This is a genomic window from Flavobacterium sp. NG2, from assembly GCF_034119845.1.
Lineage (GTDB): Bacteria > Bacteroidota > Bacteroidia > Flavobacteriales > Flavobacteriaceae > Flavobacterium.
The window spans coordinates 1,901,464-1,925,678 of the sequence record NZ_CP139420.1 but is presented as its reverse complement, the minus strand read 5'-3'; the positions used below and the strand labels follow the sequence as shown (position 1 = coordinate 1,925,678).

The following is a 24,215-nucleotide window of genomic DNA, read 5'->3' as shown; positions in this document are numbered from 1 at the left end:
TGAAAAACACTTAAATGAACTTATTTTTTACTTAGGTGATAATTTTAAAAAAAACTTATATGACTTATATGTTTAAAAAATAAGGAACACAGATTGGAAAAATTTGAGAAATTAAAAAAATCTTTTTTTCTTGAAAAATCAGTAATAGAGAATGAAAAAACTTCAATGAACTTTTTTTTTACTTAGGTCATAATATTAAAAATTACTTATATGACTTATATGTTTAAAAACAAAGAAACGTAAAATACCGTTTATTTATCAATGCAAATAACTTAACATGAAACCTATTCTTGAAGCCATTCATTTAGGGGAACAAAAAACGATTACTGTTTTTAATTATATCAAAGACAATTTTGATGCGCCTTGGCATTTTCATCCGCAACATGAATTGACTTTTATTGAATCCAGTTTTGGAACTAAGTTTATTGGGGATTATGTTGGTCCTTATGAGCCAGGTGAATTGGTTTTGGTACGATCCAACCTACCCCATTGTTGGAAAAACCAAGAACAAGAAGGCGTTCCCTCTCGCTCCATTGTGATTCAGTGGAACAAAGGTGTATTTGCAAAGGTTCCTGAACTTGAGGCATTATTTGAAATGCTTACCACTGCCTCCAAAGGAATTATTTTTGATACTGAAGAAATAAAACCCATCCTTCCTTCGATTCAAAACTTACTGAATTTGGCTAGTGACGAACTCTATATCCAATTTTTGCATGTGCTCGTTCGCTTATCAAAATGCCACTACAAAACCCTATCCGAATCAAGTTTTGTGGATGATATTCCATACGAACACAACAATCGCATTACCAAAGTACATGATTTTATTGAAAAAAACTTTAATCGAAAAGTCTATCTGAAAGAGGTCGCTGATTTAGTCAATATGTCGGAACAGTCTTTTTCTCGCTTTTTTAATAAAATGATGGGACGTTCTTTTTTTACTTTCCTAAATGAATACCGCATTAATATGGCCAGCCGTATGTTGTTGTATTCGGACAAATCGGTTTCTCAAATAGGCTATGATTGTGGGTTTGAATCCCCTCCATTTTTCTTCAAAAAATTTAATGAAATCTATCAAATCTCCCCTACCCGATATCGAAAGAAGCATCTTAAATAAACCTCTAGGGACTTTTGACCCATAAATTTGGTTGGCAGACTTAAAGTCTGCATATGAAAATATTATAATTAGCCACGGATTTGAAGAAAGTGGTTTTTGGACTTTAACGATAATATTGCTAACTTAGTAAATCAATTAGAATATCTAATTTAGAAAAGCCACGAATTCACGAATTAAGAAATTTAATTCGTGAATTCGTGGCTTTTATTTATTCAACTCAAAAAAAGAAGTTAAATAGATCTAAAAAAGATTAGCACAGATTAATTCTTTTAATCTTTTTAACTTGCCTGTCGGCAGACAGGTCTATGCTCCAATCCGTAATCTAGCTTTAACTATTTTTGGAATCAATAAAAAAGCTGATTCCTAACCGAATCAGCTTTAGTGTTATAATTGATTAAAGAACAGCAAACTGTCTTTGATGTGTTCTTGCCAGTACGGCCATTCGTGTGCGCCTTCAAATTCTTGGTATTGATGTTTTATATTCGCATCTGTTAAACCGCTATGCAACTCCCGATTGTATTCGATGAGTAAATCCTCTTTACCACAATCAAAACGCAAGAGTGGCAATTGGTCTTTATTTTTTATAATCAAACTTAAAACGTCCTCATCAATTGGGTCGAATTGATTGTAGTTGCTTTCGTCTTCTTCTACAAACAAATGCATCTGATTTTTATTGGTAATCGAAGAATGCCCCGAAATGCCTTGGTAATGCTCTGGGAATTTGGCTCCCAAACGCAAAGCACCGTACCCGCCCATCGAAAGTCCCGAGATAAATAATTTGGATTTTTCACTGGTACAACTGATGTTTTCTCTCACCGCATCAATCACATCCTCAACAATCCATTTTTCATAATGGGCATTGTTGTGTGGCAAATAAGCCGAGCCGTCTCCCCATAATCCATCCGAAGGCATTGCAATTACCATCGGTTTAATCAAGCCTTGTTGCATCATTTCCAAAGCTGTAAAATGCACGCCTGCTTTGTGTGCCCAAATCCAAGCACTACCATACACTCCATGCAAAAGCGTTACAATAGGTACATCTTGTGCCTCTGGAAAAGGCGGTACGAATACACAAATATCACCGCGTCCGTTCAAATTGGGCGTCTTCACGGTTATGAATCTAAGGTGGTTACTCTCAAATTCTGGGTTAGAAATTTCGGTCGTTTTGAATTTTGATGCCATATTTATTCTTTTACTTCCAATGCGGTATTGGTTGCTTTTAAATTTTGAGTCGTGGTTGTTAGACTCACATTTCCTATTTGAGTGGATTGAACAAAAATAACCGCTTGGCCATTCAAGAATTTTCTTTGAGGTTTCGATAAGTTTTGCATGTTGACAGGATCTCCATTGCCAGCTGCCAAAAACGTTCCCGCTCCACCGACTTCAATACTCATATTTTCATTAAAATGCGGACATAAATTTCCGTCTTTATCTACCACCGAAACGACATAAACTCCCACCTCACCGTTTTGAATGGTTTTGATTTCAGGTCCAATGCTAATATGATGCGGTGCACCAGCAGTCACTCTTTTGGTCTCGGCTACTTTTTTGTTGTTTTTATCGTAGGCTACAATTTTAGCTTCGCCTGGCTCATAAACTACCTCATCCCAAACGATAGCGTAAGCTTTGAATAACTCCCAATTTCCACCACCTGAAGCCTCTCGGGCAATATTATTCCCTTCAAAACTTAATTTAGTTAAGGGTTGTTTGGTTTTCACCCCATAGCTTTTTCCGTTGACAAACAATTCTGCTTTCTCATACGTCGTATAACATACAACAGGAAATGATTTTACTTCGGTTTTGTTCCAAGTCCAATGTGGGAAAAAGTGAAGTACATTTTTATCTTTCTTCCATTGGGATTGATACAGGTAGAATTTATCTTTTTCTAAACCTACAAAATCAACTGGTGCAAAATACGAACTACGGGACTTGGCATCGTGATAGGGTGAAGGCTCTCCTAAATAATCATAGCCCGTCCACACAAATTCGCCATAAACAGAAGTGTTTTTTTCTTGGGCTGCAAATTCTTTGTAGGCAGGATACCCCCAAGGTACATTTGTGGTTTCATAATTATCCGGATGTCCGTCAGGATACACAATCGTATGGGCAGAATCGCCTCTTTTACCGTGAATGGTATCAAAAACAACTGGAAATTTATAACTGTTACGCACACTAACTGCTCCACCCGTTTCACTGGCATAAAATTTCAAGTTTGGATTTTGTTTGCGAATAGCACCATATATACCTGCCTTATAATTAAAACCAGCCACATCAACTGTCGTTGCCATTCCGCTATCAATGGCATTCTTAGCCGAGTTGAATCCTGCGGTTGTAGCTCTTGTTGTATCTAATGATTTTACAATACCGTTTAAGTAGGCTGTGATTTTATTAGGATCGTGTTTGTATTGTTCCATGATTTCGTTCCCAATACTCCACATAATTATAGAAGGATGATTTCTGTCTCGCAGAATCATATCAGTCAAATCGGTTTTGGCCCATTTGTCAAAATGAATTCCGTAACCATTGATTACTTTTCCTATTTGCCATTCGTCAAAAGCTTCATCAATTGCCAAAATCCCCATTTCGTCACACACATCCAAAGCTTCTGGTGCTGGAGGATTATGCGAAAACCGAATCGCATTTACTCCCATTTCTTTCATTTTTGTCATTTGTCTCACAAACAACTCTCTGTGAAAAGCCGCTCCCACAGGTCCTAAATCGTGGTGCATGTTCACACCTTTGAAGCGTATTTTTTTATCATTCAAATAAAAACCATCTACTTCATAACGAAGCGAACGAATTCCGAAATTGGTTTCGTATTCGTCTATTTGTTGCTCTCCTTTGTAAAGCGTTGTTTTTAATTTGTATAAAGTGGGCGTTTCAAGACTCCATAAATTCGGTTTTGCCAGTTCGAAGTTTTCCGAAAATTTGGTAGTTGCATCAATTGTAACCTCCTTATTTTTGGACACTACTACTTTTCCTTTGGCATCAATAATTTCATTTTTCAGCGTATAATTTCCTGTTCCTTCTAGTTCCAAATCCAGTTTTACAGTTGCTCTTTTTTTAGAAATTTCAGGAGTGGTGACAAATGTTCCCCAAGTTTTGATATGAGTGGGATTCGTTTTAATCAGCGATACTTTGCGATACAAACCAGCCCCCGGATACCAACGCGATTGGCTGTTGTAATTTTCTAATCGAACGGCGAGGGTGTTATTTCCTTCTTTCAAATAAGGGGTGATATCAAAATAAAAAGAGATGTAACCAAAAGGTCTTTCCCCTACATACCGCCCGTTGACATAGACTCTAGCATTACTCATAGCACCGTCAAACAATACTTGTACTTTGCCCTTTAAATCTGCCTTTTCAATCTGGTATTGGGTACGGTACCATCCCACACCTACATAAGGCAAAGCCCCACTTCGTCCCGCTCTGTATTTGGGTTTGGACTCTCCATCTTGAATCACCATCGTAAGTTGCAAATCGTTAGCAAAATCAAAATCTCCCTTAACAGCCCAATCATGAGGAACTGTTACTTTCTCCCAATCACTGTCATCAAAATTTTCTTGAAAAGATGCACCCGAATCGTAATTGGTAAACTTCCATTGTTTCAGCAGTTCAACCTTTCTATTTTGAGCGAGCGTCAGGCTAATGACCCCCATTAAGAACAAAGCGGATATTATTTTTTTCATGTTTTTATACTATTTTATAAGGGTCGAAGTTTAGTTTTTTGCCTCAACCAGTTTATACGTTCGGATGTAATCAATCAATGCGGTACGTTCTTCTTTAGTTGCACTTGTTAGCTTGCTTCCTTCTTTAGGAATGGGGTTCCAATCGTAACTTTCGATAGAAAAATGTAAAAATAGTTCTTGATCAAAATCAACTGGTGGTTTTAGCGTGTACACATATTTCCCATCAAGGTAAAACAACAATTCGGTGGGGCTTTTCCACCAACAACCATAGGTATGAAATTCGTCTGAATTTTTAGTTTCAGGATACATCATCGTTTGGCTTCTGGCTGCTTTGTTGCATTGTGTTTCTCTATGAATGGTATTAGAATGCATAATTTTATCCCATTTTTTGCCCCATTCTTCTGCCAATGGTGAAACGACTCCTATGGATTCTGTGATATCAATTTCGTGTTTTTTACCGCAATTGTTTTTTGACATTAACCAAAAACCGCCACCCATTTCGGTTTTACTCATTTTGAATCGGGATTCAAAATAATTCCCGTACGATATCGACTGAGTAGCGCGAATAATCCCACCATAATATTCATAAGTAGCGGTTTGGGCGTATTTATTACTGACAAACGGGCTGTCTAATTTCCCTACTTCTATGTTCATAAAACCGTCAGCAACCGTCACAGCCGATGCTTTAAAAAGTGCTGGTGGTCTTCCTATCCACCCAAAATCTGGATGTCCTTCAGGATCAGCTACCCACTTTTTTGTATCTAACAATTTTCCGTCAAATTCATCCGAAAGATGATTTATTTTTACCCACTTTTTTCCTGTAGGCGCTTCAATTTGTGCGCATGATGGTGTTGAAATAAGGATACCTAAGAGTAACGCAAAACAGATTTTATATATCATTTTTTAACTTACTTAGTGTACCAATTATTCGAAAACAATCACTCCTTTGGCATTTTTACCTGACAACATATCATCAAGAGCTTGCTGTAAATTTTCTAGCGGATAGGCATTCGTAATCATCTCGTCTAATTTGATTTCTCCTTTTCGATAATGCTCGATAATTATTGGGAAGTCTTTTTGCGGATTGCATTTTCCATACAACGGATTGATGTATTTTTTATCCCATTCGAATAAAGCCATATCAATCAAAACTTCTTGTTCGATACCGCTTACTTGAACGGCAGTACCCGCATTTCGAACCATAGCCAACGGCGCTGCACCCAAAGCCGGAATTGCAGTACATTCAAAGGCATAATCAGCACCACGACCATCTGTCATTTCTTTAACTTTTTGAGCCGCTTGTAGCAAACCTTTATCATTTTTATCTGCCAAAATCGTATGAGTAGCACCAAACTCTACTGCCATATCCAATCGCTGCTGGTTAATGTCAATCGCAATAATTTTGGAAGCTTTAGACACTTTAATTCCTTGAATCACATTCAATCCTACACCACCAGTTCCTAGAACGACTGCTGAAGAACCTGACTCCACTTTGGCTGTATTGACCGCAGAACCAAATCCCGTCATTACCCCACAACTCACAATACTGGCCGCAGGAAAACTCATATCTTGAATAGGATTTTTAACTACTGCCGATTCTTTTACTAAAGTATATTCTGAAAGTGTTCCAATATTAAACGAACGAATAATAGGAGTTCCGTTCCAAGTGGTTCCTTCCAAGTGCGCATGTCCTGGGGTGTACCCATTTCCACCTGCCACTACAGGCGAGTTATTTTCACAAATATGTTCGTTTTCATGTTCGCATTGAAAGCATTTTCCGCAAGGCGTAGCCCAATTTAAAATCACTGCATCACCTACTTGTACGCTTTTGACATTAGAACCAATAGCAGTTACAATTCCAGCTCCCTCATGTCCCATGACAATAGGTTTGCCCCAATTTAAAGAGTCGTGGTCTGTGTGACACAAACCCGCCGCTTTGATGGCTACTAAAACCTCATCTTCCTTTGGGTTTTCTACTGTGATGGTTTCTATTGAAAATGTTCCGTCTCCTTTAGCGATTGCTGCTTTACAATTTAAACTCATATTATATACTTGATAATTAATAGTTATAAACTATAAAATTACAAACTAAGCACAGCGTAAATAGTGCCTATTACATCAAAAAAATAAACTATTACATCAATATTTTATACCAAAACCAATAAACATAACAAAATTGAATACAATCACCACTCGTTCTTTACTATTTCAATAAAAAAAGCCTTTAGATTAAAATTCTAAAGACTTTTTACCAAAACAGTTCAAGTTTCGATGGGTATTTTATTTTTTAAATTCAATTTTAAAGACATAAGCCGACTCACAAGGTTTGTTTCCTTGGACATCAATAACCAATCCTTCCGCTGTTTGTTTCCAGTTTATCTTATTTGGTCCACTAACAAACTGAACTGATTTTACTGCTCTTATTTCATAAGGATTATTTAAAGCTAATGATTTGATGGTGTAATTCCCTTTTTCAGACCAAGCTAAGGCGGTAGCGTACAATACATCTCCCTTGGCTGTAAAACGGATATCCTCGGCTACAGCATCTTTATTTTCTTTTTCAGTATGGTTTCCTTTACTCACTTTGGTAGGGCCTTCACCAAAAATTTTCCAAGGGCGTGTATCAAATATGGCTTGACCATTAATTTTAATCCATTTCCCCATATCTTTTAAAATAGACTGAGCTTCAGCAGGAATAGTCCCGTCGGCTTTAGGCCCCACGTTCAATAGCAAACAACCGTTTTTACTGACAATATCAATCAATTCGTCTAGTAAGTAATCCGAAGTTTTGTATTCCTCGGTGGTGACATATCCCCAGGAAATTTTACCAATTGAAGTATCCGTTTGCCATGGATACTTATTGATCCCGTCCATACGACCACGCTCTAAATCAAGCACAATTAAATCTTCAGGAAACGATTCGTACTTCATGTTTTTATCTTGAAAAACCACCTCTTTTTTCCATTCGACACCTTTGTTATAGTAGTATGCTAAAATTTTCTTGTGTACAGATTTGAATCCTTCATCATCTAATCCATAATCAAACCATAATAAATCAGGTTTATAGTTATCGATAATATCCGTGGTACGATTCCACCATAAATCCAGGTATTCTTGTGTGGGTTTTTCCCCTTCTTTTACTGGTTTTCCGTATAAATCAAAATATTGTGGGTCATTAGTATCCCAACTTGGATCATCACGTTTGTAGTATAAACGATTGTAAGCAAAGTGAGAAGAAACTCCAAACTTTAAATCTTGTTTGTGACATGCATCCGAAAGCATTTTCATCACATCTTTCTTTGGTCCTGTTTGCACCACATTCCATCTTGTAAACTTAGAATTATACATCGCATATCCATCATGGTGCTCGGCAACTGGAACTACATAACGCGCTCCTGCTTCTTTGAAAAGCGTAATCCACTCATTGGCATCAAAATTCTCAGCTTTAAATTGAGGAATAAAATCTTTATAACCAAATTGAGATGGCTCTCCGTAATGTTCTCTATGATAGGTATAAGGTTTTGTTCCACCCTTACTCCATTTTTGGTCATAAATGCCTTTTGGATATTTTTCGCTACTATAAGCAGGTACAGCATAGGGTCCCCAATGCAAAAAGATTCCAAATTTAGCATCTCTAAACCATTCGGCAACTTTATAATTTGCTCTAATAGATTCCCAGTCAGGTTTAAAAACTTCCTTTTTAGCTTGCGAGAATAGGTTAATCGTTACACAAAAAAGTACTAAGGCGATATTTATTTTTTTCTTCATCTTACTTTCTATTCTTAATTTAATACTTTCTTATTCTTCTTATTTTGGAATTATGGCCGAAGGAATATTTATCTTCTTATCATCAGCTCCTAACGCAAAATCAGTCCGACTGTACACATCCTTTTGCTTCCAATCACATTCAATACGACCATCACCCAAAACAATATTCCCCAGTTTTTTGCGAAACCAATCTGTCAATTCGATATACTTTTTGTCATTTGCCACATTATTGCGTTCCATAGGGTCTTTACGCAAATCATATAAGGCGAGTTGCACTTCTTCTCTTGGGGCATCTAATCCCCAGCGAACATTTTCATTCGGTTTATATTTTCCACCAGGGCCACCATTTAAAGGTCTTGGTCGCATCGAAAAAGCAAAATCTCTTGTACGCATATAAGTTCGCGGACCAGCAACACTATTAATTTCTCCAATGATATATTCTTTGTTTAGTTTTTTATTGGCATACAATGCAGCCATATTATAACCATCTAAAAAATCATATTCTTTATCTGACAAATCAACTCCGCCTGCAGCCAAAACTGTTGGCATAATATCAACGTATTCGGTAAAGCCTTCATATACTTTTCCGGCTGGAATGGCTTTTTTATCCGAGGAAACTAAAATACCTGTAGTATGAGTTGACAAATCCCAAGGCGAAAATTTAGATTCAATTCCTTGTTCACCCAATTGCCAACCGTGATCTCCTGAGGTATATAAAATCACGTATTCTTGATTGTTTTTTTGAGAATAAACTTTGAATGCTTCAATGGCTTTACCAATAATAAAATCACCATAAGCACAAAACGCATAATAATCACGTATAGCCTGCTGTTTTTCTTTATACGAATACCCATCAATTTGCAGTTTTTTGTATAAATCAACCAACTGCTTTGGCAACTTGCTTAACTCTTCTTTTTTGTCAAATTCAGGTATTTTATATACCTTATCCTTAAAACGATCCCTAAATTCCTTTGGAGGCATTACGGGTGTATGAGGAAAATGAAAACTTAAACTCGTAAAAATGGGCTTCCTTGAATCGGCTCCATTCATTTTTATACCTTGTAATGACTTATAAGGCTGACCTTGATTTTTTAGATAATTCAAATACTCAGTCAAAATATTGCCGTCTAAGGTTTTGTCAGCAGGCATCGAGTTTACTCCTCCAATTATTAGTCCCGATTCTTCGCCATCTGTTGTATTGTGGTAAAGTATATCCAATTCCTTTTCAACCGATGCTTTAATTGCTTTTTCTTCATCAGATATGGTATTTTCCCTACTCCATGATTTCTTTTCTCCGTTTGGATAATAAAACTCCACTCGAGTATCTAATTTCCCTGATTTACCATTAGGTTGCTTACCATAAATGGCAGCGCTATTCCAATCCGTAATTCCAGCCTTAGACAATTCTGTATCTAAAATATATTGTTGATAAAAGCCTTTATAAACTTCTTTACTCTTTTTATCTACACTTTTGTTACGGTATCCCGCTTTTCCAAACAAGCTAGTTTCATACCCATTTTCAGCCATGATCTGAGGCATTGTTTTTGTAAAAAATGGAGCTTCTCCATTAAAATATTCAAAACCATACACTCCAGAATGATGAGGATATTTACCTGCTAGAATACCATTTCTAGAGGGGGCACAAGCAGGTGAATTGCAGTACATATTAGTAAAGACGATTCCTTCTTTTGCCAATGCATCCAAGTTAGGAGATGAAACATACCCCAGTGGGCTATCATTTTTTCCAGACGTAATTTGATTATAATATCCATTAGAGTCTTTTCTTTGATCATCTGTTAAAATCCAAAGAATATTGGGTTTCTTAGATTGATTTTGCGCTGTTACTTTTGGTATCAATGATATCAAAGCTATCATTGCAAGCACATATACTTTTGTATTCATAATAAATTATAGAATTAGATGAAATAGTAGTTTTAATTTCTGTTTTTTGATTCACCAAAAATATTTCAATCCATTTATTAAAAGCTTTTCAAATGTATTTATCCCCACCACAAATGGTTTTTACAATCAATATTTACTGACAGATACATTTTCAAATCTCGTATTTCTTTTTATAGGAAAAAGAAATATAGGTGGGCGAATAATAAGATTTGATTTAAAAACTACCACATTTGGTTTTTTAAGTAGCACTCTAGTGCATGCATTTTTCTTCTCCTATAGAACTCATTATATTTAAACTTTAAATTCCTATTATATAGCGCCTAAAACCAACTATAAAATATTGCTAATCTCTATTATTATGAAAACAAAAATCATCCTACTACTTACTATGGCTTTTTTAACAAATGCCTACTCCCAGGATTTAACAATACCTCCCAAAAAATATGCTGATTCTATTACGTTAGAAAAAGCACCTAAAAGACTCAATAATACATTTCCGCTTTCAGACCAAAAAAACAGTTCAAAATGGGTATTGCTAAAAGAATATTCAGACGAATTTGATTCGAATAATTTAAACGAAAGCAAATGGTTTCCTAATAACCCTAAATGGAAAGGCCGTCAGCCCACGTATTTTCACCCTTCAAATATCAGTTTAAACAAAGGTGAATTAGTGATTAAGGTGAACCAACATGGAGATGAAAAATTACCCGAGGGTTTTACACACTCAACAGGATTTATTAAAAGCAAAAAACAATTTTTATACGGTTATTTTGAAGCTGAATGCAAATTGATGGATGCTCCTTGGGTATCAGGTTTTTGGATGACCAATGTAAGCAAAGACTGGTGGACAGAAATTGATATTTGCGAAAATGCCCCAGGAGTTCTACAAAACCGTCATGACTTGAATTCGAATATTCACGTTTTTAAATCACCCGAAAATCAAGGCAATGTAAAAGCTCATTTTTCCAGAACCGAAAAATATTATTTCCCAAAAGAGTTACAAGCTGACTATCATGTTTGGGGATTAGAATGGACGCCTGAATACATTCGGTTTTACATTGACGGCATCTTGTTTAGAGAAGCTAAAAATACGCATTGGCACCAGCCACTAGAAATTAATTTCAATTGTGAATCCAACAAATGGTTTGGCGCCTTACCTGATGACAACAGCTTAAATGGAGAAATGCGTGTGAAATATTTTAGAGCTTGGCAGAAAAAATAACAATCGTAGAAAATATTTCAATACTTTATAAATCAAAAAGGTTATTCTGAAAAACTATTAGGATGTTTTTCCAGAATAACCTTTATAGCTACAAAGCTGTTCAATCACTATAACTAAACTACTATGAACTGAAAGCCCGTAGATTTGGTTGTCAGATTAAAAAGATTAGCACAGATTAATCCTTTAAATCTTTATAATCTGTGGCTAAAATTTTTAGAAGCTAAAGCGAAATGCACTAAAGTGCATAGTTTTAACTCTTTTTTGTGACCAATAATTGAGCTTATTTATTTTCTAATTTCCAAGTTCTTACCCAGTCCACTTTCATTGTATTGATTGAATTATCCCCTAAATCAGATTTGGATGCAAGACCACCTAGCCAACTAGCATCGGCTGTCCATAGGTCAAAAATGATCTCTAATTCTCTTGTAAACTCACGATTGATATAGGTTTGTCCTGAACGGTCTTGTCCTACCACTACCTTACCCGCTGGCTCACCATCAAGATAAAATTGAATGTTTTTAGAATCTTTCCACCAAACCCCGAAAGTGTGGTAGTTTTCGTTCCACTTTACTCCTTTAAGCGGATTCACACTTGATAAATTGTTTTGATGAAAATTGTCCTCATTCCTTATTTCAACAGGTGTTTTATTTGAATCAGCATGAAAATATTGCGAATTCATTTGCAATGGAAAATTAGGTTGACAACCACAAGAAGGCTTTGAGTTGTTTTCAATAATATCAATCTCATCTCTATTTGTGGAGTTTCCGTTATTTAGCCAATAAGTATTGTAGGCCGAAATATGTGCTGCTTTAATTCTCGCCTCAGTGTACATAGGGTAACTAATCTTAGTCTTAGAGTGAATCCTAGCCGACTGAAACCAGCGCCCTTCAGGATTAGTTTCATTCAACGTAGCTTTTATCCATAAATTTCCATCAGCAACTCCAGAATTAGCACTAGATGTAGACATAAAAACAGGAACGCCGTAATTCCATGTAGATTTAAACCATTTGTTAGCATCCCAGCTGTTAAATTCATCCGATAAATTTTCTTGTTTTACCCATTTTTTACCCTCTGGCGTGGTATTCTGTAAGGATACGAAAGAAGGTAAATTAGGATCAATATTGTTAAAATCTGCAGCTACAAGTACAAAATTTACTGTAACATGAACAGTTGCTGTAGCTTTGTCGCCATCTTTGTCAGTTATGGTGTAGGTAAAACTATCCGATCCATGAAAATTTGCTTTGGGAATGTATTCAAAAACCCCGTCTCTAATTTCAGTTACCGTACCATTTGTGGCATTTGACAATAATTTAAAATTATCACCACTACCACCATCTTTACCTATGTTATCATTGGAAGAAACCGTCACTTGGTTAGCCACTCCAGAACTACTGTTTCTATTTACAGTTAGATTATCGTCCTGGGCTGTAGGTTTACTATTCACAGTTGCAGGTTCTTCATTTGGAGAACTACTACAACTGAATAAAATAACCGCAGCTATCAAAATGAGGCTAACTTGTTTTTTAATTTGCTTAAAGTTTTTTGCTTGCATTGTTTTTTATTTGATTTTAATTCATTTGAATCAAGATTAATCCATATACAAAATTAATTATTCATGGAGTGACTTAATGAATTTCAAACTAGACAATAACTGAACATAACTACTATTTTCTACTTAGGATAGCATATTTTTCATGACTAGACAAAATATAACAATAAAACAAATTTCAACAGTTCTTTACTACTACTCAATATGCAATTCGTTACGACCACTTAAGGTTTTTGAATCATTAACTAAGTCTATCGCTCCATTTTCCGTAGTTTGTTTTACCCATCTACTTGTACCTGTAATTTTCCCAATTGCTGTACTTAATAATGGTTCTGAGGCATCACCAAGAACACCAAGTGTACGTAATGACTCTTTCAAACTATGATTAGGAACCAATCCTTTTTCGTACTCGCCAAAACCATTTTTATTTACTGATTTGGCTACAATAGGCTGCATTGCATATTTATGATCTGGATTTCGATTTGAAGAACTAAAATTAGAAGAATCATACAAAGTAACCGAAGCAACGTTTTTACCGTAAGTCACATCCCCTATTTGTATAACATTAATATACGGAGACAAACCATTAATAATTAATTCACTTGCAGAAGCCGTACTTTGCGTTGTTAGTATGTATATTTTAGATAAGTTTAAACTATTAATCTCTGTAGCGCTAATTTTACTAGGAAATAGGTAATTCACATTATTAGCACTCTTTTTTTTATTATAGGTTAGTTTAGTAAAAACTTGATTAGTGAACTGTCCTGTTATCATACTTGCTAATCGTGTTGCCGTAAGCACAGACCCTCCACCGTTATATCTTAAGTCTAATACCAAATCCGTAATCCCTTCACTTTTTAAAAAACCAAAAGCATTATTTAATTGTACATCATAATTGGAATAAAATCCATTATACATTAAATAGCCTATCTTATGACTTCCTGAATTGATTATCTTATTGATAAAAATAGGATTTTCATTCAAAACCGTTTTTGTAAAATCAATAACTTTACCATTAGGAATAAAATTGGTTCCATCAAAATCAGCAAAACTTAAACTATAATTTTCCGCTGCACTATATAAAAGCGATGAATAATTTGAAATCGTCAGCGACACATTGTTAACTGCATAAAATATATCCCCTCGTTTTATATTTTTTGTGGCAGCATCTGAACCCGGAATTATATATCGAACATAGCCAATAATTTCCGTTTGACTTCCTGGTTTATAGCTCAATCCAAACTCTATTCCGTTATTTTTTGTCGTTCCCTGCAAAGCCTGCTCTAATACCGTATAATCACTTACAATCCAACTAAAGCGATCAATTGACTTATCAATTCGCAAAACATTAAATAAATCCTCGGGAGTATAATTAGACAAAAAGCTGGTGTATTGTCCTTGATTTGGAAATCGATTATCTGCTAAATTAGAAACATCCGCTTGCCATAAGTAATTTATATTAAGTCCTTTCCAAATAAAATCATTAATTTGAAGCGAGGTAGGAAGTGCAATATCATCATTATCTTCACATCCCTGAAAAACAAAGCCTGCAACTAAAAAGAAAAATAAAATCGATAATCTGATCTTCATAATATTGTTTTTATAACTAATTAACGTAAAAATACTATCTTTAGTTTTAATTAATTGCTTTACGAACTTAAATAATTGATTACTACCATGAATTTAACAATAGCAAAATGTATCGTTTTATTAATATTTGTGGGTATCATCATAACAACTATTTTTAACCTTAAGAGCAAAAAAACAGAATTAGGAAGTTTTGAAAATCCTGAAATAGCACTCCTGTACACACAAAAAACATTAACTTCAGTTTCTATTCAATTGAATCGTGGCATGAAAAGTGTAATACAGATTCAAGAATACGAACTTGCAAAAAACAAAATATTTAAAGAAAAATAAAAAACTATGAAAAAATACATCGTGCTATTCTTACTGATAGCAGTTGCACCGACTTTGTTTGCTCAAAACATATTAGATAAATTCAGTGACCAAGATGGCATTACAGCAGTTGTCGTAAATAAAAAAATGTTTGAATTGATGAGTAAGGTAAAAGTAGATGCCTCCGACAAAGAGATGCAACAATATATGACTTTAATCAAAAAACTAGACCATCTGAAAGTATTTACAACTACAAATTCCAAAGCTGCTTCAGATATGAAAGCTACTGCAGATAAATACATTAAAACAGTGGGCTTGGAAGAACTAATGAAAGTAAACGAAAACGGAAAAAACATTAGAATTGTTGTAAAATCAGGTGCTTCAGATTCTCAAATAAAAGAATTATTAATGTTTATCGAAGGTAGTGGCCGAGATAACGAAACTGTTTTAATGTCTTTAACTGGAAATTTTGGCTTAAATGAAATAGCCGTTTTAACCGACAAAATGAAAATACCCGGCGGCGATGAATTGAAAAAAGCTACCAAACAGAGGTAACAAAATTATTCTCAATTACAATCTTAAAACAAAAAACCCGAAACTTTCGTTTCGGGTTTCTTTTGGCGGAGAAAGAGGGATTTGTATTCCTCTTTTTATGCTAGTGTTTATAAGGCTTTAGCTGTTATATGTTTCGATAGGTCATTAAATAGGTCACTAGTAAAAACCAGTAAAGAACATTAAAAAATATTTCATGTAAATATAATCAATATTCCTATATAATACAATACTTTAGACTATTCTTTGAACTACTTAATAAACTAGTTTTTAATGAATAGGGAACAGTTTAAAGCTTCATAGAAGCATCAAATGCTATCCGATAATACAACGTAAAACGTGTTCAATTTGTAGTCCTGAAAAGTCACAAAACTCTTCTATTGAAATTAATTGATGAGGCTCTTTATTGAGGCTGTTTTTTACCTTAATTAAATACAATCTTGCCTGTCTATATGTTTTACCTGTAATACGTTGTACATCCTTTGGATAAATACATACCCTAGTATTACTTCCTACCACATTTCTATATTTTAATACATTATCTATGCCTTTGGTATGCTTATGAGTAACCTCAACATAGAATCAATAAGCTTCGTTTTTCTACAAAGTTATGGAATTCACTTTATGAATAAGTGATTAAAATGGGTAATTATTTACTCTTTAGTACCATTATTGACATTCGCTTTTTGAAATTAGGTTTAAAAGGTAGAAACTTTGCTAAAAATCATTCGAGATTTAGTTGCAACGAGTATTCGGAATGAAGGAGTGTTTAGTGAGTTTTAAACTTAAATTTTAGAAATTATGGCAAGACAGAAAGGCATAATTAAATTGAAAGGTACTATCGGTGATATTACTTTTTACAAAACGCAAGATGGGCATTTGGCACGTGAAAAAGGAGGTATTGATGCCAGCAGAATTAAAAATGATCCAGCGTTTCAAAGAACACGTGAAAACGGTTCTGAGTTTGGTAGAGCAGGTAAGGCGGGAAAGATTTTAAGAACGGCTTTTAGAGCTTTACTATTGAATTCTGCAGACAGTAAAATGGTTAGTCGATTGACGCAACAAATGGTTAAGGTTATCCAAGCTGATATCATAAGTGTTAGGGGATTAAGAAATGTAATTGATGGCGAAGCTGAACTTTTAGCAGGCTTCGAATTCAATATTAGAGGGAAACTGGGAACCAGTTTATTTGCTCCTTTTGTAGGGACAATTGATCGTGCGACTGGAAATATTACTGTTGATTTGGCTTCATTTGTTCCGTTGAATATGATTGCTGCTCCATCTGGAACAACGCATTTTAAAATCATATCTGCAGGTGCGGAAATTGATTTTGAAGCGGAAACATTTGTTGAAGCGCATTCAGAAACGGCAATTTTGCCTTGGGATATAAATGCTACGGCCGTAATTAGCCAAACAAATGCTGTTACACCAGCTAGCACAAAACCGTTATTCTTGGCTCTTGGACTAGAGTTTTACCAAGATGTAAATGGAGCAATGTATCCTTTGAAAAATGGTTCTTACAATCCATTATCGATTGTGAAAGTTGATAGCGGTGTTTAATAATTAGTATTCAGTGTTCAGTAATTAGTGATCAGTATGATACTTATATTAAATAGAACTTATTTCACTGATGGAACTAATGGTAAACTTGAATGCGAGGGTAAATTCATCTGTAACACCATTGAATTGCCTTGGAAGAATAACGAAACGCAAGTTTCCTGCATTCCGGAAGGGAAATATTGTATAAGAAAGCGATACAGTCAAAAATTTCAATGGCATTTGGAAGTATTGGAAGTAAAAAACAGAAGTCTGATTTTATTTCATCCTGCCAATAATGCTTTGCATGAATTGAAAGGTTGTATTGCTCCAGTAACAAAACTTTCAGGACCAGGTTTAGGTTTGATGTCTAGAAAAGCTTTTACGAGCCTAAAAGCCTTTATTTATAAAGCTTTAGACAATAACGAACGGATCGAGTTAATTATTCAATCTAAATTTAAAAATTATGAAAAAAATTATAAATAGAGCGACAGCTCCCACACCAAAATTTTTTAAAGTGCTTCGAAATGTTGGTTTGGCTATGGCAGCTATCGGAGGAACAATCTTAGCAGCTCCAATTGCTCTGCCTGTAATAGTAATTACTATTGGAGGTTATATTGCTGTAGCGGGAGGTGTTTTGTCAGCTGCAAGCCAGCTAAGTACGATTGATGACAGCCAATAACCATACTTTAATGGGAACTGCTGGAGGCACATTTTTAAGTATAGTACCTAATATTCAATCTGAAGATATTGTAAAAACAGCTGTCTTGGCTACTGTTGGAGCAATTGTCAGTTTTACGATTTCGTTACTGCTTAAAAGCCTAAATAAGAGGCACAAAAAATAAGTTTAGCCCTAGTTGTGGTGACCTTTGGGTTAAACAAAATTAAAGCCTGGTCGTGAGATCAGGCTTTTTTTGTGTTTAGTAAAATCGTTAATTTGTTAAGTCTTCAACTGAAGCATCTGGTGCATTGCTTTTAACTGAAGCTATTCCATTATCACGAGCAGCGGTACTTTCATACATTTCACTTGTCCCAATGATTTGACCATTGGTGGCTTTTAGATTGAAATATGGTTTACCATTAGAGGAAGTTTTGCGGTCGAATTTATTATCGTCTTGGGAATTACGTCTCACCGATTCAATACCATTTTCACAGGCACTTTTAGTAGTATAACCTTCACTGCTTAGGATGATTTGGCCATTATTCGCTTTTAAATTAAATTGAAATTCACCATTGTTTCTTTTAGTAATTACAAATTTCCCCATTTTATTGATTTTTAAGTTTATAGATTACTAATTTAAATAATTATGTTTTATAAATCCTACAATAAAATCAAATATTTTAATTTATTTATTTTTGACAGTACATTAAAGAATATTCCAAAAGAAAACAAAGCCTAATTTAGATTGATTAGACTCTTTATTAATTGTTAACTTTCTTCAAATTGGTTCAAAGTGATTTCTTCAATTACCACTTCGGCACAAGAACAATATAAGCCATGGTATTTTGCAATATCAATAGCCTTATTTCTGCTATCAAATACACCAAAGTAAACTCTAGATGCTTTATTCTTCCATTTATCCGTTTGATATAAAATAAATAGTTTCATAGTTAAGGTTTTTTAAGATTATACTTTGTGATACCAATGTAAAATAGCTGTACGCATTGTATTAATCATTGCTATATTTTGCTTCAAATGGTTTTCTTTTTGCTCTAGCAACCTCAACGCTTGAACTTGTTTAAGGTGTTGTTCGTGTTCCTGCAGCGTTAGATTTATTTTGCTGCTAAATGTATTTTTGAAATCATGAATCCGTAAAAATGGAATTACAGAACCAACAAGTAATGGTTTCCAAAAACTGGATTTCCAAAGACTATATGCTAACCAATAAATTGTTTCGATATCTTCTTCGTTTTGGAAAAGAATTACATAGCTATTGGTAAAAGGTTCTTTTTGGGGTTTACCACTATTTAAACCTTTATTCAAAATAAAGATTTGGCTTCCTATATAAACAGTGCCTTTTTGGTGAGTTTTAATGATGAAGTTCGACATAAGACTTTTGGTTTAAAAATTTCAACCTATTTTTTAAAAAGAAAAAAGAGAAAAAAAGAAAGCCACTATAATAGCAGGAATGACGAACGAAAACGGAGGGAGGAACGACCGACTGAAAGTGAGGAATGGATGCTAAACTTGCTGCCTTTTTTTCTTTTTCTTTTAAAAAAATGCAGTAGCGTTCTAGTTTTTTTGCATAAACGTCTTTATAAAAACAGCAATCAAACACCCCCAAGCACCGCAAGGAGCAAATAAAGTGGTGCCCCTTTTTTGGGGCAAGGAACTTTATTTGCGGATGAGGAGCGCAGTGGCGGGGTTGCGGCAATCGAACAGCCACCATAGACGCGAGAGTTGAGCGCAGGTACGGAGCGAAACGTAGCGGGTATGAGCGTGTAACGGCGGGGAAACAATAAAAGACTCCCGCCTTTTTTTGGCGGGTAACCTTGATTCAGGGCATAGCGACCATCAGGTACTAAAGTTGAAAAGAAATCATAATAGCCCTTTTACATTAAACATACTTATATGTAGATTGTGGAGCGAGCCAACCCCGATGGCTGGGCGAAGGAGCAACCGCTGAAAAAATGGAGGGCGGCAGACATAATACTGCTGGAATGTAGAGAAACGTAGCCTGCGGAGTGTAACGGAATGAAGCGGTATTATGGATGCATAAGCCCGACCGAACGCAGGAAGAGACCGTGTGAAGATGAGGAACAAGCAGTGCAATAAAACAGCTGCTTATTTTCAAGCTGCTGTTTTATTGTGACTGCGCCGTGTCTGTGGAACGGAGGGCAATTCGAAAAGTTCAGGATTATGGGTAGTTAAATTGAAATAAGTAATTCCACAAAATAGTGTAGCCCGACTGGAACAGCCGAACGGAACAAAGGGAACGACCGAAGAGAGACCGCTTGATTGCCCGTGATTTTTTATGCACTATAATGCCATATTATGCAACATAGCTTTGGAAAGTTGTTGCCCTACCATTAAATTTTCTTTTGAACCCTAAACGTTCTAGGACGTACAAAAACTTTAGGAGCGTTGGCAAAGGAGTGACTTATAAAATGTAAAATTCCCTTTTACCAGCGAATGAAAAAAATATTATTTTTAATTTATATCTTTTTGTTTACTAATACATTAACTTAAACTTCTAAGTAAAGCATTTTCATCTTCCCAATTCCCTTCTCGTAAATATTTTTCTCGTAAATTTTTAAATATTAAAGATACATTAGGATAAATTATTTTTGTGTCTTCAAAAAGAGTATTGAAGAATTTAGCTTTGTGGCGTTCTATATTTCCACCTTCAAAAGCTCCTCTGGTTGTAGAACCTAAGTTGTTTGAAATTTGCATTTCAAAGGCTGAATTTATATTCTCACTATTTATATCTTCAATTATGTCATATATTTCAATAGGATAGCCTTTTGTCTCCGAGATATTAATCGGGTATTTAGCTAATAATTTTCCAATGCATCGATCTGTAATTTCTGCTCTATAATTATCTTTTGCTAAATTTTGAACCTCATTAACCCAACCGTTAAGCTCTTCTTTAATTAATGTTCCGTCTAACTTTAATGAAGGGATATAATCAAAACTTTCTAATAAGGTATAATTAAATTCAAAAAAAAGTTGCGAATTCTGATTCTTGGTTCTTGTTTCTATCTCCTCCGCTCGAAGCTTTTCATCATCTGGTAAATACATTTGACAAACTACTGCCATATACTCAGAAGGATTTTTAGACATTATTTTATAAAGATTTTTAGGTTTGAGATAATGATAGCTTTTAAACATAAAATGGAATTTCATTTCAATTTTTGCTCCTTGTTCTTCATCATAATCATTTTGGGAATACAGAAATTCCAGTATATTTTCAAAGCTATGACTGTCAAATTGAGAACTATCTTCAAAATCAATCAGTTCAACTTTTTCCAGTAAGATTAATAATTCATCTGAAGAAATTTTTATTTCAGAATACTGATTAATATTTGTTGCTAAAGTATTCAGGAAAACAATAGATTTTTTAAATTTATGCAGTTTATCTAATGAAAACATTAATTCTTCTTTACTATTTGGGAAAAGGTTAGACTGCTGAGATTTCCAATAGAGGCTTTCAATTTCATTGTTTTGCTCTTCTTGTATGTATTTCCATAAATCAATATTTCCTCGCATAGACATTAGAAACTTCACAACTCCATTTTTAGAAATGCCGGATTGAATCATTTTGTCTAAAACAATGATTTGTTCTTTCCTACTTGTCCTGTTTTCAGAAACCCAAATAAAATTATTTGCTAAAGAAATATATTTAGAATTATCAGAATCTATAAGTTGATAGATCTTAAAAGTATCTTCCGAAGAAATTTCTAAAATCATAGCTAAAACATTTCCATAGATATGAGGATGTTCAACTGTGTCTGCTAATTCGAAAACTTTCTCAATCCCATAATTTAAAATGATTTTTTCTAAAAATATTTTTCTCTTTTCTAAAATTTCTTGTTCTTGTTTTCTGTAATCATTTCCAAGCTTTCCTTCAATTGATGTTGGATGATGATGTTCAAAAAGATATTTTTCGCTTAATATATAATCATCAGTTTTAAATTTTACAGCTGTCTCCTCAATGTGATCAAGTATCTCAGTATTTAATGACCAATCAGCATCAGGATAACTCCGATGTCTCCCAATAAACTCTCTGAATTTTTGATAAACTTCATTTTTTGATTCTGAATCGAATGTTAAACCTGTTTCAATTGCATTAAGAGTCACTTCGATTTTGTCCCAATCAATATCATCTAGTAAATCAATAAGATTTAGTGTCCTATTTAAATTATTTAATGAGAGTGTAATTATATTATCAACACAAAATCTCCTCAAATATGAAATCTCATTATAAGTAACTTTAATTTTTCTTAATTCAGAAAACAATCTAAATTTGGGTCTTGGAGTATGAAAGGCAGTATCATTACGACTTCCAACCATACTTACAAGAAGATTGTATGATATGTCGGGATGTTTTTTTATAATTACATCTAATATTTTTTTTCTATCTTCAGCACTAGCATTAGTCTGAGGGTACCAAACTCGGTATATACTTTTTATAGTGTCATAAGGTGTATTTGTGGTTGGGAATTTATCAGGAGAAGAATTTATAAGTTCACATAGAGTTAAAGTAACACGAGTTAAATTTTCTGGCATCCAGCCAATAATATTTAAGCACCATAATAAGGGAGCTAAATCATTCGAGGTATGTAAAAATCCTTGTTGTTCTTCAAAGAATGCTAATGCGGATTTATCTTTTAATATTCTTTCCAAATTGTTTAGGAAAACTATCGGTGATGCTTCTGCAAGTATCATAAGGTTACTTGATAAAGACCGCCAAACAACAGTGTCTTTTTCGAGGATAAGTTGAATTATTCTATCAACAAATATGTCAGGAAGAATAGTGTCAATTCCGTATTTTTCACCCAATATTGATATTATTGCTAAAGTTTCACATAAGCCTTCTTTAAGGTTGGATGAAAATGTAGATGATGTAGTAGGTCTTTGAATAAAATCACCTCTTTCAGCTACTGGTAGACTATACTTATAAGCAATTTCACTTAAAACATCTAAGCAGATTTTTTGTAGTTTTTCAAAATCATCTTTTGAAACGTATTTTGCGATATATAACCAAATATCTGTTGGAGAGATTAATCTCCAAACACCATTTATATGGTAAATAGGAGTATCTTCTTGATTTAATAAGTTCTTTAAAAATTTTTCATATTCAGGAAATGATGTACCACTTATTCTTTCAATTATCTCTTTGTCTCCATTTTTGTATTCGGAAAATCTATTTGCTAAAAGTATTGGAATGATATCGGTAGCATTTATCTTTTCAAGCCATTTAGGTTGCATATTGTCGAGCTTCAATAATCTTCTAAGGACTGAAATATTTCGTCCCGAATTTTTTGTTAATAATCGAGCTTGTTCGTCATCAACTCCCATCTTTTTTAAGCCATTTTCAAAATCATCCGATGAAATGATTGATAAATCGATTTTATCTGCATTAATTTCATCAGAAGGACTCAATGGAACTATAATTTTATGTCCTTTGTGTATTGCTCCACTTATATCAGTACTATCTGCTTGAAATTTTGTGATAATAATTAGAGGACTACTTGTTTGTATTATTCGATTAAAAGATTCCTTATTATCAATTATAAGTGTTCTTGATGATAAATCATTTTTTTCGGATACATCAAATTGCTCTAAAATTGCTAAAGGAAAAACTAGGGCTTCATCTTTTGTAATTGATTTTATATATAAAACACCATATTCACTATTTAAGAACTGTTTTACTTTTTCGATTTCTTGTTTTCTACTCTCTCCCGCAATTATTTCTGGTAGTATTTTAACTTCTTTATTATCACTCCATCTTTTCCAATATTCCTCAGCAGTAAATATTCCATTAGTAGGTTTTCCTAATTTTTCTGCAAGCCAGATTTCAACTTGTGGAGCCAATTCGAGCCATTGGTCAATATCAATTGCATCTAGATACCTTACATCCTTCCAAAAACTCTCTGCTTTTTTTTCAGTAATCCACTTTTTTTTATCACGATATTTTTTTCCATTAATATTTACATAAGTAGTTTCACTAGGTATTTTATCTAATGGGTTTAATTTTCTTTTTTCATAGTCTTCGTCTGCTTTTCCTTTTTTATTATTGGTTGTTCCAAATTCCCATACAGTTTCTCCAAAAGGAACAAATAAATTTTCAGATTCAGTTAATAATTCTCCATCATACCCTCCTGTATTTACATCCTCACCATAAGAGAATTGTAAATGTTTTATAGAATTAAAATCGATAGTTGCTATTATTAATTTCCTAATCAGTTGTGGAAGATAATACTTGCACTCAATCGTGTCAGCCCAATTCTCGATCTCTCCAGTAGTAATAAGTCTCATAA

At 34.2% G+C, this 24,215-nt stretch carries 20 protein-coding genes; 8 read left to right on the top strand and 12 right to left on the bottom strand.

Features of this window, described 5'->3' with window-relative positions; genetic code table 11:
* Positions 1–277: 277 nt before the first annotated feature.
* Positions 278–1,114 carry an AraC family transcriptional regulator gene (locus SLW70_RS08245; RefSeq protein ID WP_320891635.1) on the top strand — a complete coding sequence of 279 codons (837 nt, stop codon included), beginning with the start codon at positions 278–280 and terminating at the stop codon, positions 1,112–1,114.
* A gap of 384 nt (positions 1,115–1,498) precedes the next feature.
* Here the strand turns inward: SLW70_RS08245 and SLW70_RS08240 are convergent, their stop codons facing one another.
* The 6 genes from SLW70_RS08240 to SLW70_RS08215 form a co-directional block, all read right to left on the bottom strand.
* Positions 1,499–2,296 carry an alpha/beta hydrolase gene (locus tag SLW70_RS08240; RefSeq protein ID WP_320891634.1) on the bottom strand — a complete coding sequence of 266 codons (798 nt, stop codon included), beginning with the start codon at positions 2,294–2,296 and terminating at the stop codon, positions 1,499–1,501.
* 2 nt (positions 2,297–2,298) lie between these two features.
* Positions 2,299–4,803: a glycoside hydrolase family 2 TIM barrel-domain containing protein gene (locus tag SLW70_RS08235; RefSeq protein WP_320891633.1), complete on the bottom strand. Its 2,505-nt coding sequence runs from the start codon at positions 4,801–4,803 to the stop codon at positions 2,299–2,301.
* Positions 4,804–4,833: 30 nt separating this feature from the next.
* A complete protein-coding gene (locus tag SLW70_RS08230) occupies positions 4,834–5,703 on the bottom strand; it encodes a family 16 glycosylhydrolase (protein WP_320891632.1) in 870 nt (289 codons plus the stop codon).
* A gap of 24 nt (positions 5,704–5,727) precedes the next feature.
* On the bottom strand, positions 5,728–6,846 hold the full coding sequence (locus SLW70_RS08225) for a Zn-dependent alcohol dehydrogenase (protein WP_320891631.1): 1,119 nt from the start codon (positions 6,844–6,846) through the stop codon (positions 5,728–5,730).
* Positions 6,847–7,083: 237 nt separating this feature from the next.
* Positions 7,084–8,571, bottom strand: coding sequence for an alpha-L-fucosidase (locus tag SLW70_RS08220; protein WP_320891630.1), 1,488 nt, complete (start codon positions 8,569–8,571; stop codon positions 7,084–7,086).
* A gap of 39 nt (positions 8,572–8,610) precedes the next feature.
* On the bottom strand, positions 8,611–10,473 hold the full coding sequence (locus tag SLW70_RS08215; protein ID WP_320891629.1) for a sulfatase-like hydrolase/transferase: 1,863 nt from the start codon (positions 10,471–10,473) through the stop codon (positions 8,611–8,613).
* A gap of 358 nt (positions 10,474–10,831) precedes the next feature.
* Here SLW70_RS08215 and SLW70_RS08210 point away from each other — a divergent pair, with 358 nt between their 5' ends.
* Positions 10,832–11,695, top strand: coding sequence for a family 16 glycosylhydrolase (locus tag SLW70_RS08210; RefSeq protein ID WP_320891628.1), 864 nt, complete (start codon positions 10,832–10,834; stop codon positions 11,693–11,695).
* A gap of 280 nt (positions 11,696–11,975) precedes the next feature.
* Here SLW70_RS08210 and SLW70_RS08205 read toward each other — a convergent pair whose 3' ends face one another.
* Both SLW70_RS08205 and SLW70_RS08200 read right to left on the bottom strand, forming a co-directional pair.
* Positions 11,976–13,247 carry an Ig-like domain-containing protein gene (locus tag SLW70_RS08205; protein WP_320891627.1) on the bottom strand — a complete coding sequence of 424 codons (1,272 nt, stop codon included), beginning with the start codon at positions 13,245–13,247 and terminating at the stop codon, positions 11,976–11,978.
* Between the two features lie 192 nt (positions 13,248–13,439).
* Positions 13,440–14,834, bottom strand: a complete 1,395-nt coding sequence (locus SLW70_RS08200) for a S41 family peptidase (RefSeq protein ID WP_320891626.1) — start codon at positions 14,832–14,834, stop codon at positions 13,440–13,442.
* An 87-nt stretch (positions 14,835–14,921) separates the two neighbouring features.
* Here SLW70_RS08200 and SLW70_RS08195 point away from each other — a divergent pair, with 87 nt between their 5' ends.
* From SLW70_RS08195 to SLW70_RS08170, 6 genes are all read left to right on the top strand, one after another.
* Positions 14,922–15,164 (top strand): hypothetical protein, encoded by a 243-nt coding sequence (locus tag SLW70_RS08195; protein WP_320891625.1) that lies wholly within the window; start codon positions 14,922–14,924, stop codon positions 15,162–15,164.
* A 6-nt stretch (positions 15,165–15,170) separates the two neighbouring features.
* Positions 15,171–15,698 (top strand): DUF4252 domain-containing protein, encoded by a 528-nt coding sequence (locus tag SLW70_RS08190; protein WP_320891624.1) that lies wholly within the window; start codon positions 15,171–15,173, stop codon positions 15,696–15,698.
* Between the two features lie 798 nt (positions 15,699–16,496).
* Positions 16,497–17,255 (top strand): hypothetical protein, encoded by a 759-nt coding sequence (locus tag SLW70_RS08185; protein WP_320891623.1) that lies wholly within the window; start codon positions 16,497–16,499, stop codon positions 17,253–17,255.
* 36 nt (positions 17,256–17,291) lie between these two features.
* Positions 17,292–17,717 carry a DUF5675 family protein gene (locus SLW70_RS08180; protein ID WP_320891622.1) on the top strand — a complete coding sequence of 142 codons (426 nt, stop codon included), beginning with the start codon at positions 17,292–17,294 and terminating at the stop codon, positions 17,715–17,717.
* On the top strand, positions 17,698–17,913 hold the full coding sequence (locus SLW70_RS08175; protein ID WP_320891621.1) for a hypothetical protein: 216 nt from the start codon (positions 17,698–17,700) through the stop codon (positions 17,911–17,913). Before SLW70_RS08180 ends, SLW70_RS08175 begins: the two co-directional genes overlap by 20 nt.
* Complete coding sequence (locus SLW70_RS08170; RefSeq protein ID WP_320891620.1) at positions 17,900–18,076, top strand: hypothetical protein; 177 nt, start codon at positions 17,900–17,902, stop codon at positions 18,074–18,076. The genes SLW70_RS08175 and SLW70_RS08170 overlap by 14 nt, the downstream gene beginning before the upstream one ends.
* Positions 18,077–18,163: 87 nt before the next feature.
* On the opposite strand, the gene SLW70_RS08165 is transcribed toward SLW70_RS08170, so the two are convergent.
* The 4 genes from SLW70_RS08165 to SLW70_RS08150 form a co-directional block, all read right to left on the bottom strand.
* The gene (locus SLW70_RS08165; RefSeq protein WP_320891619.1) at positions 18,164–18,496 is read right to left on the bottom strand and encodes a YegP family protein; all 333 of its coding nucleotides are present in this window, start codon (positions 18,494–18,496) and stop codon (positions 18,164–18,166) included.
* Between the two features lie 164 nt (positions 18,497–18,660).
* A complete protein-coding gene (locus SLW70_RS08160; protein ID WP_320891618.1) occupies positions 18,661–18,840 on the bottom strand; it encodes a hypothetical protein in 180 nt (59 codons plus the stop codon).
* A gap of 18 nt (positions 18,841–18,858) precedes the next feature.
* On the bottom strand, positions 18,859–19,281 hold the full coding sequence (locus SLW70_RS08155; protein ID WP_320891617.1) for a DUF6943 family protein: 423 nt from the start codon (positions 19,279–19,281) through the stop codon (positions 18,859–18,861).
* Positions 19,282–20,412: 1,131 nt separating this feature from the next.
* Positions 20,413–24,213, bottom strand: coding sequence for a hypothetical protein (locus SLW70_RS08150; protein ID WP_320891616.1), 3,801 nt, complete (start codon positions 24,211–24,213; stop codon positions 20,413–20,415).
* Positions 24,214–24,215 lie beyond the last annotated feature (2 nt).

What these genes read in the sequence shown, in the direction of transcription:
- SLW70_RS08165 (WP_320891619.1), bottom strand. Translation starts at nt 18,496, where the DNA reads ATGGGGAAATTTGTAATTACTAAAAGAAACAATGGTGAATTTCAATTT.
- SLW70_RS08155 (WP_320891617.1), bottom strand. Translation starts at nt 19,281, where the DNA reads ATGTCGAACTTCATCATTAAAACTCACCAAAAAGGCACTGTTTATATA.
- SLW70_RS08230 (WP_320891632.1), bottom strand. Translation starts at nt 5,703, where the DNA reads ATGATATATAAAATCTGTTTTGCGTTACTCTTAGGTATCCTTATTTCA.
- SLW70_RS08195 (WP_320891625.1), top strand. Translation starts at nt 14,922, where the DNA reads ATGAATTTAACAATAGCAAAATGTATCGTTTTATTAATATTTGTGGGT.
- SLW70_RS08160 (WP_320891618.1), bottom strand. Translation starts at nt 18,840, where the DNA reads ATGAAACTATTTATTTTATATCAAACGGATAAATGGAAGAATAAAGCA.
- SLW70_RS08175 (WP_320891621.1), top strand. Translation starts at nt 17,698, where the DNA reads ATGAAAAAAATTATAAATAGAGCGACAGCTCCCACACCAAAATTTTTT.
- SLW70_RS08190 (WP_320891624.1), top strand. Translation starts at nt 15,171, where the DNA reads ATGAAAAAATACATCGTGCTATTCTTACTGATAGCAGTTGCACCGACT.
- SLW70_RS08215 (WP_320891629.1), bottom strand. Translation starts at nt 10,473, where the DNA reads ATGAATACAAAAGTATATGTGCTTGCAATGATAGCTTTGATATCATTG.
- SLW70_RS08220 (WP_320891630.1), bottom strand. Translation starts at nt 8,571, where the DNA reads ATGAAGAAAAAAATAAATATCGCCTTAGTACTTTTTTGTGTAACGATT.
- SLW70_RS08150 (WP_320891616.1), bottom strand. Translation starts at nt 24,213, where the DNA reads ATGAGACTTATTACTACTGGAGAGATCGAGAATTGGGCTGACACGATT.
- SLW70_RS08245 (WP_320891635.1), top strand. Translation starts at nt 278, where the DNA reads ATGAAACCTATTCTTGAAGCCATTCATTTAGGGGAACAAAAAACGATT.
- SLW70_RS08210 (WP_320891628.1), top strand. Translation starts at nt 10,832, where the DNA reads ATGAAAACAAAAATCATCCTACTACTTACTATGGCTTTTTTAACAAAT.
- SLW70_RS08225 (WP_320891631.1), bottom strand. Translation starts at nt 6,846, where the DNA reads ATGAGTTTAAATTGTAAAGCAGCAATCGCTAAAGGAGACGGAACATTT.
- SLW70_RS08185 (WP_320891623.1), top strand. Translation starts at nt 16,497, where the DNA reads ATGGCAAGACAGAAAGGCATAATTAAATTGAAAGGTACTATCGGTGAT.
- SLW70_RS08205 (WP_320891627.1), bottom strand. Translation starts at nt 13,247, where the DNA reads ATGCAAGCAAAAAACTTTAAGCAAATTAAAAAACAAGTTAGCCTCATT.
- SLW70_RS08180 (WP_320891622.1), top strand. Translation starts at nt 17,292, where the DNA reads ATGATACTTATATTAAATAGAACTTATTTCACTGATGGAACTAATGGT.
- SLW70_RS08170 (WP_320891620.1), top strand. Translation starts at nt 17,900, where the DNA reads ATGACAGCCAATAACCATACTTTAATGGGAACTGCTGGAGGCACATTT.
- SLW70_RS08240 (WP_320891634.1), bottom strand. Translation starts at nt 2,296, where the DNA reads ATGGCATCAAAATTCAAAACGACCGAAATTTCTAACCCAGAATTTGAG.
- SLW70_RS08200 (WP_320891626.1), bottom strand. Translation starts at nt 14,834, where the DNA reads ATGAAGATCAGATTATCGATTTTATTTTTCTTTTTAGTTGCAGGCTTT.
- SLW70_RS08235 (WP_320891633.1), bottom strand. Translation starts at nt 4,803, where the DNA reads ATGAAAAAAATAATATCCGCTTTGTTCTTAATGGGGGTCATTAGCCTG.